Origin of the sequence: Acinetobacter terrae (assembly GCF_002135195.1) — a bacterium.
GTDB classification, from domain to species: Bacteria; Pseudomonadota; Gammaproteobacteria; order Pseudomonadales; family Moraxellaceae; genus Acinetobacter; species Acinetobacter terrae.
In genome coordinates this window covers 119,138-134,395 of record NZ_NEGF01000012.1, presented here as the reverse complement: position 1 = coordinate 134,395, position 15,258 = coordinate 119,138, and the positions used below count along the sequence as shown (strand labels likewise).

Sequence of the window (15,258 nt, the reverse complement as noted above, 5' to 3'; positions counted from 1 at the left end):
ATCATGAGTATTAATCTTGGTGGCCCAACCAATAATGAAGTTTCCATTGAATTTATTGAAGTTATTCCTGCTACCGGGATGATGAACACAACCATTGTTGTTGACGATCCGATTGACACAAAACCTGAAGCACCAAAACGATGTAACGCAAAAGTTTTTGAGTTGCCATATTTTGAAGCTGTACAGGCTTTCGGTGAGCGAGAAGTAAATATTGAACTGACTGATAATCCAGAGGCTGGTTATTTATGTGCAATTTCTGAAAAACCACAAAACAATTCATTGAATGCTGCTTTGTATGCAGATAGCGGGAATGGGTTTGAGCGAGTAGCTACTGTTAATTACTGTGAAACTGCTTATTTAGATCAAGGGATGGATCGTATAAGCGGCAATTTCATAGTTAAAAATGTTGGTAATATTGCATCTGTGCGGATTGGCAGTCAGATTTTTATCAATAATGAAATCATGGTTTATCAATCTTACAATGCCGAAACCAAAGTTTTAACCGTGAAGCGTGGTGCATTCGGTATTCCGCAAATCCACACCTTAAATTCAATTTTATACTTTGCTGATGACTTTATTGCAGTTGATCAAACTCTGTATGTTCAAAGTGAAGTTATTAATGCAAAAGTTTTAACAACCACACCAAGCGGTGTTCTTGCTTTAGCAGATGCAGAAAATTATGAGGTTGAATTTAAGGCTCACGCAATCCGACCTTATCCACCAGCAAATGTGAAAATCAATGGTGAATATTGGCCTGAAGAAATTGAAACAGATTTGATTTTGACATGGGTTGATCGCAATCGGATTCAGCAAACTGGCGGTGAAATTCTTGGTTGGTTTGATGGTGGTGTGACAATTGAACCTGGCACAACAACCCATTTAAACATTATTGAGCAGGATAAAAATGGCGTAGTTTTGGCAACACACAATGCAAATGTAACAGGAACAACATCCTATACCATTGCTATTTCCGCAATACAGGCAGAAACAAGAACTATCGAAATTCACTTAAAGACCGTTAGGGATGGTTATGATTCTTATCACGCATTTAATCATATCGTAGAGATTGCAAAACCATTTTCTGCACCGTACAACCTAAATGTGGAGTATATGGAATAATGCCAAGTTTATTTGTGACATGGGATCTAGATGGTCTTGTTGGCGAACAGCGTTATTATTGCCAAACCACTCCGATTGATGCGAACAGCCTTCCGACACCCAAAATGGTGCTTGATGGTGAGGTGCGAGAATATACTGACTTTGATGTAATAGAGGGAGAAACTTATCATGTCAGGGTGAGTTCATTTCGTGGGGATGTTGAAAAAATTAGTAGTGAGGTGGTCATTGTTGCAACAACCGCCAAAGACGACTTCTGGCCATATGTCGTCACTTTACTTAATTTTGAAAACGGGTTGATTGATGCAACTGGCAAGCGCACATATTCCGCATTTGGCGGGGCTAATACCACAGCAACCAATCCGATATGGGGGGATGCAAGTCTTGATTTACAAGGCGCTTCCGCTAAAAGCATTAATACGCCACATTCAGCTGATCTAAATATTGGTGGCGGCGATTTTACAATTGAAATATCACTGACAGCTCAAAGCATAACGGATGGTTATCATTCAATTATTGGTAAGAGGAATGGTTATGGAAGCGCAGAGTCGTTCACGATATACAGGTCTAATACGGATTTATTAATTGACTTTTATTATGATTTTGGTGGTTATCGACAAACTTTTACCGTTACAAATGTTATTACTGCTGCAAACACGAAATATGATATTCAAATTATTAAAAGTGGCCTTAATTTAAAGATTGCAGTCAATGGCGCGATTAAAGGTTCACTACCCTTAGCAAGTCACATTGCGAACAGTAGTGCGCCTTTGCACATTGGGCAAGCCTCAGCTAATGAGGGATCGATTTTTGGTGGCTTGATTGATGAGCTTCGAATCACAAAAGGTATTGCTAGGCCCGTTGTTGTAAAAACAGAACCATTTCCAACTTTATAACTCCTGCCATGGTGCTGTTATGCACATTGAGGCTTAAAACCATTCAACACAATGCACCTTCGGGTGCTTTTTTATTACCAAAATTTAGGGGGCGGCATGTCCGAACATAAAACGGCAGTGGTTGAGATGGCGGCATCCGTTTCTTCAGCAGCAACAAAAACAACATATGCAGGGGCAGCATCAGGATTTCTTGCATACCTTGCTTCAGTCGATGTTCTTGCATGGTTAGGTATCGCAATAGCTTTAGCCGGCTTCATTGTGAACTGGTACTACAAGCGACTTGAGAATAAGCGTGCAGATGAAATCCATGAATTAAAAGTAAAACAATGGCAGGGGAAATGTGATGTCGAATAAGGCTAAATTCATCGTAACCATGCTTACAGCAATCAGCGTGGTCGGTATTGCATACACACAAAGCAAGGAAGGAACGGTTTTTGTTCCGTACAAAGATAGCGTAGGTGTAGCGACTATTGGTACTGGCACCACGGTTTACCCAAATGGCCAAAAGGTCAAAATGACCGATCCAAAAATCACACAAAAACAAGCCACAGAATATTTGAAATTCCACATCGATAAAGATGCAAAGATTTTCAATAAAACACTTCTAGGTGTTCCACTTTCTCAAACTGAATATGACCTGTATATGGACTTCACATATCAGTTTGGTACTGGTGCGTGGTCATCATCTTCAATGCTGCGCAATCTAAAACAGGGCAAATACAAACAGGCTTGCGATTCATTACTGAAATGGAAATATGCGGCTAAGCGTGATTGCTCGGTTAGATCAAATAATTGCTATGGGGTTTGGGTGCGTCAGGTGGAACGTCACAGCAAATGCATGGGGGCTAACTAATGCCATTTTTATTAATCATTTGGAACAACAAGCGTTGGACTTTAATCATCGTGCTTTTACTAGGTTTACTTTTCCAAACATGGCAGGTGAATAGTTTATCCGGCGATTTACGCGATGCAGAAATTTCATGTGATGGGCGTGTTGCCAAAGCAATCAAGCCATATCAAACGGCTATCAAAAAAGCCCAGGAACAAAAAGCCATTACTGAAAAAGTATGGTCAGATAAATATATAGAGGTTGAACAAAATGCGATTAAAAAAATACAAGATGCGAATGCTGCCGCTCGTCGTGCTGAGTTGGCTAATAATGGGCTGTCAAAGCAACTCAGTGAAGCCAACAAGCGTTTGTCCACAGCTTCCCATCAAACCATCGTTGAGTACACCATTACCAACAGTGAGTTACTCGAAGCATGCACAGCAGAATATCGAAGCATGGCAGAAAAAGCAGATGGCCACGCAATTGATGTCGAACGATTAAATGAAGTATGGCCGGAAGAAACAGCCCTCAAGTGAGGGCTGCGCAGCTCATTCGATTTCAACAAAAGTACAGTCACTGTTTGTGTACAGTGTGTGAATTAAAGCCTTTAGGTGTACGCTGTTTCCGTGTAGATAGGGTGGGCTGCTTAGCTGATAAATCCAAAATAATTTTGAATACCAGTAGCAAGTATACTGCCTGCTGCTCCTACCGTAACTTGCCAAGTACCTTCAATGGACTTGCCAATCATATTCTTGATCCAATTTTTTAGATCAGAGCTATATTCACTCGGTGTTTGCGGTATAGGAGTAACATCTATAATAGTTTGTAGTGCTTTAATATCAGACTCTTCAACACCATGACTTCTTAAGCTAGAAGCCAAATAATTAAAATCACCTTTAATAACATTTACAATGTTTGTAGATATTTGATTAATTGCTGAATTTTCATTGTGATTTGCCATATTGCCGACATTACCGATATTATAATTAAAATTTTGAGTCATTAATTTTTCCTGTTCCGTAAATTCCCATTCTTCACCAAGAATACCTTGCTTTTCCAGATCAATCGCAAGCTCCAAAACCATTGTCCTAACATTGTCTACAACTCTTTCAAATGCAGCTCGATCAACTTTTTGGTAAATAGAAAGTTGATCAGAACTGTTCCTAATTACTTGCTTCAAAGAGTTCTGAGTATCTGTAGGGAATATCAAATCAAATGTATCTTGATTTTTTGAGAGATATTCTTGAAAGAAAATAATCGCTTGTTTCATTGGGTGAGTAACACCATCACTATTTATCATGTAGTGACTCCCCTTTATTATATTAAATGCATGAAGAGTACCTTCAATATGTCTATATTCTGGCAAAAATGTGTCTTTTGAATCATCATAACCTCTTAATTCACTTTTGCACCAAGTCTTAAAATCCTGTAAATCTAAATTGTCTGCAATAGCATAAGCGTGACGTAGGATATCTGTTATTTTAGCTTTTGGATCTAATGACATTTTTTTTAAAGCAATAGTTGCCTTCATAAATCTAAACTTTATTTAATTTCTTAATTACTGTCTATCCAATCAACTATTTATTGTCAACCTCCCATCCCAACTAAAATAATTCTGAGTTAAACTATGCCAGACACTCCAGCCTAAATTTTTATCCCAAGGCTTGGCAAATTTCATGTAATGTTCAATTTGAAAGTATTCTGGTGTTTTCATTTTTCTTTTCCGAAAGTTGATGCGTGCATCTTATGCTTAAGTAATATAATCTCTTATATAGAGACTAGAATCCAAGACTAGACCTAGGCACTTTTAATTTTTACGGTACATATTACGGTACATTTAAAATATCTAAATAAATTAACCATATAAAACAATATTTTAAAATATAATTCGTATGCACGCTGAGCAACTCAGAATCCCTTATCACTGCTTCTCATGTCTTCTCAAAGCATCCGATTTAAAACAAAATACATATAACGCCGTTGCTAAATTGTTGCCAAAAACCTTTCGGGGAATGATTAAATAACATACTGATTTTTATAGTCTTAGTTTTGCATAAAAAGTGCATTTTTGTTGGTCTTAAAACAACATAAAATTATTAAAAATCAAAGCTATTTTATATGTTAGAGCACAATATTGACATCGTAGAGGTCTCCAGTTCGAGTCTGGATATACCTACCAAGATTCAATGCCAATAGGCATAAGGGTTTTAAGCAAAAAGGCTTAAAACCCTTTTTTATTATCTATAAGTTTTAATTAAAAATGTAGATTATGAAAGATTAAATAAAATTCTAAGAAATATTTATAATTGAATTTTTAGCATCACTTTTAATGCAATCATGAAATCTAACCTCAATTTTATGAAGTTGCATGCTCCAGTTGCTCTAATTGTAGAATCTGCTGATTAATCTGATGATCCATAGCCGGTAAAATTTGTCTTAAAAATTGGCAATATGAAATTGCATCATTTGCTGAAAGCCCACCTGCTTTTACAAGCTGTTTTTGCTTTTCCAATAAATCACTGACCTGACGAAAATCAGGTTGCTGTCCCACACTCAATGAATGACTGATTGCCTCGAAATCCTGATAAAGTCGGTCACGCTGCTGGATCAATTCTATTTGAGCTGGTGATGGTGTTGAAATCGCTTGATCTTGCTTTATAAGTACTTTTTGTTTTTCTAGCGAAGTATTGGTTTGAGCATTAACAGTTTTAGACTGAGTTACATCTGACTGAGATATAACAGAAGGTTTGAAGACATAGATAATGCCTATGAGCGAGAATGTCACAATTATTCCAACGATGATGCCTAGTCGTATAGTGCGATCCATCTGTTAACCCTGTTAATTTTGTTTAAATTAAAAAACAGACCCAATCCAGAGTCAGGCCTGTTCAACTCATCCATTATCTAATCATTAACGGTTCATTACTTCGTTGACCAGCCAGCCGGTGCATAACCGATACGAACACGCTGTGGATGATTGCCTACTGGCACACTCAGAACCTTTTCACCTGTGGCAAAATCAATTACGGTGACCACATCAGTCTCACTCTCTGAAATCACGCAGCTTTTCCCATCAGGACTTTGGGTTGCCCAATATGGCTTGCCTGCCGCTATCAGTTTCCCAGCTTTTAAGGTTGAACGGTCGACAATGGTTGCATAGTCATCCATGGTACCTGCCACACATAATTTCTCGCCATCAGCACTGATGGATAGTCCATGATGACGAGAGTCATTTACATATTTTGTCCGGTCAGACGGAATTGTTGAGCTGCCTGGTAGTTGACCAATGCGAGTAATTTTATTCTGGTTCAGGTCATACTCGATCAAGCCGTTAAAAAATGAAACCTGTGCATAAATTTTACTTTCATCATTACTAAACACGATTGGACGCACTGCATTAGATAAATCTTTACGACCTACCGCATCTAATGCAGGACGGAAATCAATTTTCTTGAGCACTTTAAACGTATTCGCATCAGCAATGGTGATAAACCGTTTACCCTTGGTGAAATCTTGCCATGATGCATCCATGGAGGTCTCTACATTTCCAATGGCTGAATTCAAAATTTTTGAGCCACCATCAAAGAAGATGTTTTCATGCGGTTTGTCGCCTGTTGCAAAGCGTCCCAATTCCTTACCGGTGTTGATGTCCAGAACATGAACGACATTACCCGAAGATGCTGAGACAGCTAAGCGCTGACCATCAGGAGAAACGGCCATATGATCGGCACGAAAACCCTCAACAGGGGTACGCCAGTTGATCTTGCCCGTAGCAATATTGATAGACACCACATCTGCAAAACTTGGGCGAGATGCCACCACTGACTTGCCGTCTGGAGTTGAGTACATATCATCTACAAGCTGATCGTTACCTTCTCCAGCGGTGGACTGAATATAAGTATAGGCAATCAGTTTAATTGGATTGAGGTGGATTTCCTTCAAACGCTCTTTACGATCAGGAATCATGTTGATAACACCGATTTTACCAAAATCACCCGATGGACGAATCACCGTCACTGTGCCATCCCAGTTATTGCCAACAAAAAAAACTTGCTGACTATTTGGCGGAACAGGCGTCGTCGGTGTAGCTGCATGAATCGTGAGCGATGTGAATGCTGTAGCTGCAAGCAAAGCATTCGACGTCCATTTAAAAAATAATTTTTTGTTTGTCATATCATTATTGTCCAGTTCAGGTCCATGAAAGCAATTTTTTTATTCAAATTTTCATTGCTGTCTAATACTCCTGTATTAGCAGAACAATAGAATAAAGAATTGATCAACAATTGACCATGATTACCCGACAGTCACGCAAAAAGATCATTGTAATCTTTTGAGTAAAGCCGATGATTTGATGAATAAATTTTATGGTTAACTTTCTAAGTTGTTAAAATTGTTTATTTTATTTATAATTTTTATCATTAAAGAGTTGCCGATATAATTAAAAAACTTTTGTTAGCAAAAAAGGAATTACAAAACTAAATTTTTCTTCAGAAATTTGTCATTACATGTATTGTAGCCTGTAGAGACTCACAAAATTATTCACCTGAGTGATCAAGCAATTGAGATATTAACCTTACAAGCATTTCATGAAATTATACAAAAGAGGTGACTCATCTCTATAAATTGGCACTTTGTAAATTCGTAAAAATGAATTGTTTTAAAAACTTGTTTAAATCTTTATCCAATTTAATATAAATATGTTCTAGAAATTGCAAAACACTACATGATATTTTGTATGAAAGCCGTACTATAAAAATGATTTTATTGAGTTTCTAATATTATGTCACAGATAGATGTTCTTGTTCCTTTGGCTGAAATTGAGGTGAATCGGGCTGAACTTCTCTCCATTCAGCGTAATGATTTAGTTCCTTTGCTGAATGATCAATATCGTCTGAATCATTATGCTGATCAAATTATTCAAGCTCAGTCGGTGTTATTAAACGGGGTAGATCCACATCTTACCCAGCAACTCAGTTCAACGATAGAACAGCTGATTCAATCCTTGGCTGATTCAAAAAAATATTTAAAAACACGTAAATTTAATGCTTTGCAAAAGTGGTTGGGGATTGACCTGGAATATGGATCAGGGCAGGTTGAATATTATAAAAATCTGGATCAATTGCTCAATCGAGCCAATCATTTAAGTCAAAAATTGCAAATCGAGATTCAAAAGTCGCAAGCCCGTTTTCAGCAGTTGCTTGGGCATCGTGAGCAAATGGCAAAATACATTCGGGCTGCACAAGAGTTTTTAGTGGAATACCCAAATTTTGTCAAGAATCAGCATCCTTTGGATAATTTTGCGGAGAGATTATCGAAAAAAATTAATACATTACAAACTTTACAGGCCAGTAATGATATTGCAATTACACAAATGCAGTTATCTCAACAACTTTCTTTTACCTTGCTAGATCGTTTTAAAGAGGCACAGCAGGTCTTGATTCCGGCATGGCAATATCATGTTAAACAAAGCAATCAAAGCAATTCGACAATTGAGCTGGAAAAGTTGGATAATAGCCGAGAGAACCTGATCAAAACTTTAAAAAAATCACTACAGAAACCAATAGATTAATAATGACACTAGGTGAGCCATGACCGATTTTGAGCATAAAGATTTACCCGCTGAAGTAAGCACAGATGTGGTTCAGCAAAAATTTCAGCAACTGAATTTACAGGAAATTGGTTTGCAGGATTCGGACTTTAATGAAGTGATGAATGCACGTAAAGAATTGGCTGCAATGAGCCATACAGCAGTGGCTGAATATGGTAAAAATATTGCCACAAAAACGTCGACCTATACCGATGAATTGTTGAATCTTGTGCAAAATAAAGATCTGGATGCTACAGGTCAAAAGTTAAATCAGGTGGTTCAAGTTGCACAGCAGTTGAATACCAGCAGCATTTTAAACAAGAAAAAAAGTTCAGGTTTTTTTGGTGGTTTGATCAGTAAAATGAAGGGTGCCAAGCAGAACTTTGACCAGCATTTTAATAGTACTAAAGAACAAATTGATGTTTTAGTGAAAGAAATTGAGACTTCACAGTCGGGACTCAAAAGTCGCGTTGATACCTTGGATAAAATGTTCCATGGTGTACAGGATGAATATAAACAATTGGGTATTTATATTGCTGCCGGGAAGTTGAAAGAACAGGAAATCCAGCAGGAAATCGCAACTTTAACCAGCCAAACTCAAGATCAGGCATCGGTGCAAAAGGTTTATGACCTGAATCACCTGGCCAATAATCTGGAAAAACGGGTTAGTGATTTACAAGTTTTACAGCAATCAGCCATGCAAACCTTGCCGATGATTCGAATTATTCAGTCCAATAATTTGATGTTGGTTGATAAATTTTATGCGATTAAAAATATTACTTTACCGGCCTGGAAAAACCAGATCAGTTTGGCTATTTCCTTAAATGAACAGAAAAATAGTGTGCAACTTGCCAATAGCATTGATGATGCCACCAATGATCTGTTACGCCGTAATGCGGACTTGTTGCATCAGAACTCGGTGGATACCGCTAAAGCCAATCAACGTTCAGTAATTGATATTGAAACGCTTGAACATGTGCAAAACACCCTCATTAAAACAGTGAATGATGTGATTCAGGTGCAAAAAGAAGGTATGCAAAAACGTGCTGAAGCTACCACGCGCTTACGTGCCTTGCAAGAAAATTTGAATCATTTGGTTATAGAATCAAGTACCAGTGGAGTGAATAAATCTTAAGAATACGCTTAAGTTCATTGGATGCACTTTAGGAGAAACCGTTTGCCTCCCTTAGATGAATATGCTGTGAATCCGCAACAGATTGAATCTGGTGTTGTGGCGCTGAAAAAGCGCCAACGCAATCTGACCTTATTGTGCCTCACCAGCAGCACCGTTTTCCTTGCATCAGTGGTGGCATTATTTCTACAACATGATTTTGTCTATAGTTTTTTTGGTATTACCACCGAATTAAAACAACTGCATATGCCAATGAGTGTGGATGCAAATCTTGCTGAGCTCGGGCAGCACACTGATTATTTTACCAATCTGTTGTCATGGTTTGGCTGGCTGATTCTGAAGCTGTTTGTGTCTTTTGTCGGGGCATTTTTTGTCATTCATTTTTTGAAAAAAATACGCTTCTTCTATACTCGTTTTCAGTCCTTTATTTTGAAGTTTGTCGGCTGGCTAGTTGCCTTTATTATGTTGTGGTCGGGTTTAACCTTTCTGCAATACGATTTAAATGATGATGCAAATAATGCTTATAGCGAAGCAATTCAATACGATAAAAATATTCAGCAAAGTGAATTGGCACAGTATTTACAGCAGACTGATTTAGATGAGCCAGTGAAGGCTTATTTACTCGCACAAGCCGCGTTGTTACATAAACCTGTCGATAAAGATGCTGCCATTCCTCAGGTTCTGGCTTTGGTTAAAGCGGAAAAAACCGATCCTCATTTTATTGAATATGGTTTTAAGCCTGAACAATTGTGGACCATGCAGCATCAACTTTATGGAAAGACACTCACCCCGATGGCGGAAAGTGTATCAAGGCAAGTAGATCAAGCAGAACAAATGAGCGACTTGGTGAATATATTTATTATTGCAATGCTCATTTTATCTGCCATTTTGAGCTTAATTCTATTTTTCTTATCGCAGCATTTAAAAGGGCGCGTGTTAAGAGTTGAACAACGCATTACACCTTAAATAATGCAATTCAAAAGTCCCGAAAGGGGCTTTTGTTGTTTTTGTTGGTCGTTGTTTCATTCGAATTTTTTTAAGTTTTGAAATGAAGCAGGTTTTAGAGAAGATAAGATAAATGTTTATTGATTTAATAATCCGATCTTAATAATGAAAACAAACTGTTTTACCTATTCTTTCATTTACCCTACTATAGCCTTATTAAATAAACATTTACTCCCCTGGAGACGTTAGCCATGTTAGACCAAAATACTTCAGCGCAACTTAAAACATTACTGGAACGTCTGGAAAGCCCGATTGAGCTGGTGGCATCCCTTGATTCATCTGACAAGTCGGACAAGATCAAGGAACTGGTGACTGAGGTTGCTGCGCTGTCGGATCAGGTAACAGCCCGTTTTGATGGCAGCAACAAGCGTACCCCAAGCTTCGGGATCGCCAAAGTCGGTGAACAGCCGCGGGTGAACTTTGCCGGGTTGCCGATGGGTCATGAGTTTACCTCTTTGATCCTGGCCTTGTTGCAGGTGTCGGGTTATGCACCGAAAGTGTCTGATGAAGTGCTGGCGCAAATCAAAGGTCTAAACCTGACCTCTGATTTTGAGGTCTTTGTCTCTTTAAGCTGCCATAACTGTCCGGACGTGGTGCAAGCCCTGAACCTGATTGCGATTAATAATCCGGGCGCAACAGCGACCATGATTGACGGGGCTTTTTTCCAGGACGAAGTGGAACAGCGCAAAATCATGGCGGTGCCGATGCTGTTCCAGAATGGCGAACACATTGGTCAGGGCCGTATGACCTTGGAAGAAATCGTCGCCAAACTGGATTCGGGTTCATCTGCAAAAGAGGCAGAAAAACTCAATGCCAAAGGCGCCTTTGATGTTCTGGTGATTGGTGGTGGCCCTGCAGGTAATACCGCGGCAATCTACGCGGCACGTAAAGGCATTCAAACCGGGATTGTGGCTGAACGCTTTGGTGGTCAGGTGATGGATACTATGGACATTGAAAACTACACTTCGGTGCAAAAGACCCAAGGTCCGAAATTTGCCGCTGAAATGGAAGCGCATGTGCGTGCTTATGATGTCGACATCATGAACCTGCAAAAAGTGGCGGCGATTAAAGGGGCCGATGAGACGGCCAATGGTCTGGTGGAAGTGACGCTGGAAAATGGTGCCAAGCTGGAGTCGAAAACCATCATTCTGTCGACCGGTGCACGCTGGAGAGAAATGAATGTTCTGGGTGAGCAGGAGTATAAAACCCGTGGTGTGGCGTACTGCCCGCACTGTGACGGTCCATTGTTCAAAGGCAAACGTGTTGCCGTGATTGGTGGCGGGAACTCGGGTGTAGAAGCGGCGATTGACCTGGCCGGGATTGTGGAACATGTAACTCTGGTGGAATTTGATACCAAACTGCGTGCCGATCAGGTATTGCAAGACAAACTCAACAGCTTGCCGAATACCACCGTGATCATGAATGCGCTTTCAACTGAAGTGGTCGGTGACGGTTCACAAGTGACGGCTTTGAAATACAAAGACCGTGCCACCGATGAAATCAAAACCATCGAACTGGCCGGAATCTTTGTCCAGATCGGTCTGTTGCCAAACACGGATTTCCTGAAAACCTCTAAAGTGGAACTTTCCAACCGTGGCGAGATCGTGATTAACCAGCGCAACGAAACCAATGTCAAAGGTGTGTTTGCTGCCGGTGACTGTACCACTGTACCTTACAAGCAGATCATCATCGCGACGGGTGAAGGCGCGAAAGCATCACTTTCAGCATTCGATTACATTATCCGTAACGGGCAATAAGTAAAAAAGCCAAAGTGGCTATTTAGACTTAGACATAGACACTTTGGCTTTAGTTCCCCAAGTTTTTGTTTTACCCTTTTATAGGAACTCAGGGCGCTAACGCTGAGTTCCTTTTTTTATCTCTGGCATTTTATAAAAAGCCAAAGTATCCCCATGCACTTTTGCTTTTTACATTTTATTTTTATGATTCACATTTTTTATGATTTACATTTTTTGTAGTCACGACTTGTTATTCTTCTTTCCCCAAGTTTATTGTTATAAAAATAGATTCAAACCTTTAAACTTTTCTAATAATTGCTCTTGAGTTTCGATATGTTCAGGATGCGGAATAATGCATTCAATCGGACATACCGCAATACAAGTCTGATGGTCATAAAAACCGACACATTCAGTACAACGATTCACATCAATCTCATACACCTTAGTGCCCTCATAAATTGCTTCATTCGGGCACTCAGGCAAGCACATATCACAATTGATGCATTTATCGGTGATGAGTAATGCCATATATATCTCGCTTTAAATCGCTTGATAAGCCAAAGACGCAGCAGAAATATCTGCAGTTGAATTCGGCAAGTTTCGAATCAGCAGGGCATAACGCATGTCGACATCGGCTGGGACTGGAATATCCACGACGTGACCTGAACCTTTGGCATCTTCAATCAAATTACCTTTTTTATCTTTGATTTCAGTTAAAGTAAAAGTGATGTTGCCTTTCGTCGTCATTAACTCTAAAGAGTCACCAACGACAAAACGGTTTTTCACATCAATCTTGATGTAGTCACCGTTACGCTCTAATACTTCGCCTACAAATTGTTGGTGGTCAAACCGTGATGAACCTGTTTCATAGTTTTGATATTCGCTATGTACATGACGACGCAAGAAACCCTCGGTATAACCACGATTCGCCAAGCCTTCAAGCTGGGTCATTAAAGACGGGTCAAAAGGTTTGCCTTCAAGTGCATCATCAATGGCTTTGCGGTAGATTTGCGCAGTACGGGCACAGTAAAAATAAGATTTGGTACGACCTTCGATCTTCAGCGAATGAATGCCCATTTTCGCCAAACGATCGACATGCTGTACCGCACGCAAGTCTTTGGAGTTCATGAAGTAAGTACCATGTTCATCTTCTTCAGCGGCAAACATGTCTTCTTCATTGCGTTGTAATAAAACCGGCTCGCCAAATTGATGTTGTTCTAGGGCGTGTTGCTCGTCGGCATCTTTATGTTGGCAGCATGATGATGATTCTTCAATGTGTTGAACTGGAATAACATCTCCAGTTTCATCTTCAACTGCATCGTGAATTTTATAATCCCAGCGACAGGCATTGGTGCAAGCGCCCTGATTGGCATCACGTTTGTTCATATAGCCTGAAAGTAAGCAACGACCGGAATAAGCCATACACAATGCACCATGTACGAAAACTTCAATTTCCATACCCGGCACATTGTTTTTAATTTCTTCAATTTCTTCAATAGAAAGTTCACGAGATAAAATTACCCGGGTTAAGCCCATGTTTTGCCAGAACTTTACCGTTGCCCAGTTGACGGCATTGGCTTGAACCGAAAGATGCACTGGAACATCGGGAAAATGCTCACGTACCATCATGATCAGACCAGGGTCGGACATAATCAGCGCATCAGGTTGCATGGCAACCACGGGTTCTAAGTCACGGATAAAATTCTTGAGTTTGCTGTTATGCGGCTGGATATTCACCACCACATAGAATTTTTTGCCCAAGGCATGAGCTTCCTCAATCCCTATTTTTAGATTGTCATGATCGAAGGCATTATTACGTACACGTAAGCTATAACGCGGCTGACCTGCATATACCGCATCGGCACCATAGGCAAATGCATAGCGCATATTTTTGAGTGAGCCAGCAGGAGAGAGAAGTTCTGTAACGGTCGTCATGCTCATGAAAAATAAAGGCATATAAAAAATATGGCTTTATTGTATGGATTTGAAAATTAGATTCAACCTAGTAAAAAACTCGGAATTATCAGCTGTGTCATCGAAATAGCATCAAACTTGAGCTATTTTATATGTAAATACGTATATTCATATATATTGTGGATCAGATAATTTTTTTTTAAATGTCTGGCCGATCAAACGCGCTTAGACATCTTTATGCTGATTGTGAAACAGGGCGAACGATGCGTGTGTGATTTAACGGCAAGCTTAGATTTAAGTCAGCCGAAAATTTCACGGCATTTGGCATTGTTACGCACTAGCGGTGTTTTGCAAGATTGCCGCCAAGGTCAGTGGATTTATTACAGCTTGCAAGCGGATTTTCCGCAGTGATGTCTGGACATTTTAAACACTGTGTCTGCCCAAGAGAAGCGTTTCGATGCTGTAAATTTATCTTCTTGTGAATCTTTAAATTTTTGTGAATAAGTGATTTGAATAATAATGAATTTTCTTTTTTTATGTAGCGGAAATAGCTGCTGTAGCATCTTGTCAGAAGCCATTTTTAATGCCCGTGCACCGGAAGGTTTTAGTGCCTGTAGTGCAGGAAATAAACCCACTGCAAAGGTCCATCCTTTAACCCTGAAAACTTTACAAAATCTAGGGATTTCGACCCAAGGTTTATCCCAGTAAAACCATGCAGGATTGTGAACAGTTTAATCGCAAGTGGTGATTACCGTGTATGGCTCAGCAGCCGAAGAACTCTGTCCTTTGTATCTAGGTAAAGCGATTAAAGCGCATTAGGGGCTGGAATATCCATCGCATTTAGGTGCCTGAGGATGAAAAAACGCAGGCATTTATGCAGACAGTGGAGCATATCAATCGTCGTTTTGATGCTTTTTTGCCTTGGATCTAGCCCATTTATCTGTTGAAGAATTAACCAAAGAAATCGAAAAAATTTCTGAAATTGCCTCATCGAGAAGGTCTTGACTGCTAGAAAATAGTCCTTTCTTGATCATAATTTAACC

The 15,258-nt window shown here is 39.5% G+C and carries 13 protein-coding genes and 3 pseudogenes; 11 read left to right on the top strand and 5 right to left on the bottom strand.

Annotated elements, in window-relative coordinates:
* The 5 genes and pseudogenes from B9T23_RS16810 to B9T23_RS13165 form a co-directional block, all read left to right on the top strand.
* Positions 1-1,119: pseudogene (locus tag B9T23_RS16810) on the top strand (phage tail protein); the annotation flags it as partial.
* Complete coding sequence (locus B9T23_RS13180; protein WP_086194432.1) at positions 1,119-2,012, top strand: LamG-like jellyroll fold domain-containing protein; 894 nt, start codon at positions 1,119-1,121, stop codon at positions 2,010-2,012. The pseudogene B9T23_RS16810 and the gene B9T23_RS13180, both read left to right, overlap by 1 nt.
* A 96-nt stretch (positions 2,013-2,108) precedes the next feature.
* Positions 2,109-2,366, top strand: coding sequence for a holin (locus B9T23_RS13175; protein ID WP_086194431.1), 258 nt, complete (start codon positions 2,109-2,111; stop codon positions 2,364-2,366).
* Positions 2,367-2,385: 19 nt separating this feature from the next.
* The gene (locus B9T23_RS13170) at positions 2,386-2,865 is read left to right on the top strand and encodes a lysozyme (protein ID WP_407640429.1); all 480 of its coding nucleotides are present in this window, start codon (positions 2,386-2,388) and stop codon (positions 2,863-2,865) included.
* Positions 2,865-3,377: a hypothetical protein gene (locus B9T23_RS13165; protein WP_086194429.1), complete on the top strand. Its 513-nt coding sequence runs from the start codon at positions 2,865-2,867 to the stop codon at positions 3,375-3,377. The genes B9T23_RS13170 and B9T23_RS13165 overlap by 1 nt, the downstream gene beginning before the upstream one ends.
* 110 nt (positions 3,378-3,487) lie before the next feature.
* Here B9T23_RS13165 and B9T23_RS13160 read toward each other — a convergent pair whose 3' ends face one another.
* The 3 genes from B9T23_RS13160 to B9T23_RS13150 all read right to left on the bottom strand — a co-directional run bounded on the left by B9T23_RS13160 (position 3,488) and on the right by B9T23_RS13150 (position 7,014).
* Positions 3,488-4,372 carry an AbiTii domain-containing protein gene (locus B9T23_RS13160; protein WP_086194428.1) on the bottom strand — a complete coding sequence of 295 codons (885 nt, stop codon included), beginning with the start codon at positions 4,370-4,372 and terminating at the stop codon, positions 3,488-3,490.
* A gap of 825 nt (positions 4,373-5,197) precedes the next feature.
* Positions 5,198-5,668, bottom strand: coding sequence for a hypothetical protein (locus B9T23_RS13155; RefSeq protein ID WP_143222525.1), 471 nt, complete (start codon positions 5,666-5,668; stop codon positions 5,198-5,200).
* A gap of 95 nt (positions 5,669-5,763) precedes the next feature.
* Complete coding sequence (locus tag B9T23_RS13150) at positions 5,764-7,014, bottom strand: YncE family protein (RefSeq protein ID WP_143222524.1); 1,251 nt, start codon at positions 7,012-7,014, stop codon at positions 5,764-5,766.
* 607 nt (positions 7,015-7,621) lie between these two features.
* On the opposite strand from B9T23_RS13150, the gene B9T23_RS13145 reads away from it, so the two are divergent.
* The 4 genes from B9T23_RS13145 to ahpF all read left to right on the top strand — a co-directional run bounded on the left by B9T23_RS13145 (position 7,622) and on the right by ahpF (position 12,322).
* Positions 7,622-8,410 carry a tellurium resistance protein gene (locus tag B9T23_RS13145; RefSeq protein WP_086194426.1) on the top strand — a complete coding sequence of 263 codons (789 nt, stop codon included), beginning with the start codon at positions 7,622-7,624 and terminating at the stop codon, positions 8,408-8,410.
* Positions 8,411-8,429: 19 nt separating this feature from the next.
* Positions 8,430-9,563 (top strand): toxic anion resistance protein, encoded by a 1,134-nt coding sequence (locus B9T23_RS13140; RefSeq protein ID WP_086194425.1) that lies wholly within the window; start codon positions 8,430-8,432, stop codon positions 9,561-9,563.
* A 42-nt stretch (positions 9,564-9,605) separates the two neighbouring features.
* The gene (locus B9T23_RS13135) at positions 9,606-10,526 is read left to right on the top strand and encodes a hypothetical protein (RefSeq protein WP_086194424.1); all 921 of its coding nucleotides are present in this window, start codon (positions 9,606-9,608) and stop codon (positions 10,524-10,526) included.
* Between the two features lie 230 nt (positions 10,527-10,756).
* Positions 10,757-12,322 (top strand): alkyl hydroperoxide reductase subunit F, encoded by a 1,566-nt coding sequence (ahpF, locus tag B9T23_RS13130; RefSeq protein ID WP_086194423.1) that lies wholly within the window; start codon positions 10,757-10,759, stop codon positions 12,320-12,322.
* A 255-nt stretch (positions 12,323-12,577) separates the two neighbouring features.
* On the opposite strand, the gene B9T23_RS13125 is transcribed toward ahpF, so the two are convergent.
* The gene (locus B9T23_RS13125) at positions 12,578-12,829 is read right to left on the bottom strand and encodes a YfhL family 4Fe-4S dicluster ferredoxin (protein ID WP_086194422.1); all 252 of its coding nucleotides are present in this window, start codon (positions 12,827-12,829) and stop codon (positions 12,578-12,580) included.
* A gap of 12 nt (positions 12,830-12,841) precedes the next feature.
* A complete protein-coding gene (trhP, locus tag B9T23_RS13120) occupies positions 12,842-14,242 on the bottom strand; it encodes a prephenate-dependent tRNA uridine(34) hydroxylase TrhP (protein ID WP_086194440.1) in 1,401 nt (466 codons plus the stop codon).
* 180 nt (positions 14,243-14,422) lie between these two features.
* Between trhP and B9T23_RS13115 the strand changes: the two are divergent.
* A pseudogene (locus B9T23_RS13115) lies at positions 14,423-14,623 on the top strand (metalloregulator ArsR/SmtB family transcription factor); the annotation flags it as partial.
* A 111-nt stretch (positions 14,624-14,734) separates the two neighbouring features.
* Positions 14,735-15,220, top strand: a pseudogene (locus B9T23_RS17025) (arsenate reductase ArsC).
* Positions 15,221-15,258 lie beyond the last annotated feature (38 nt).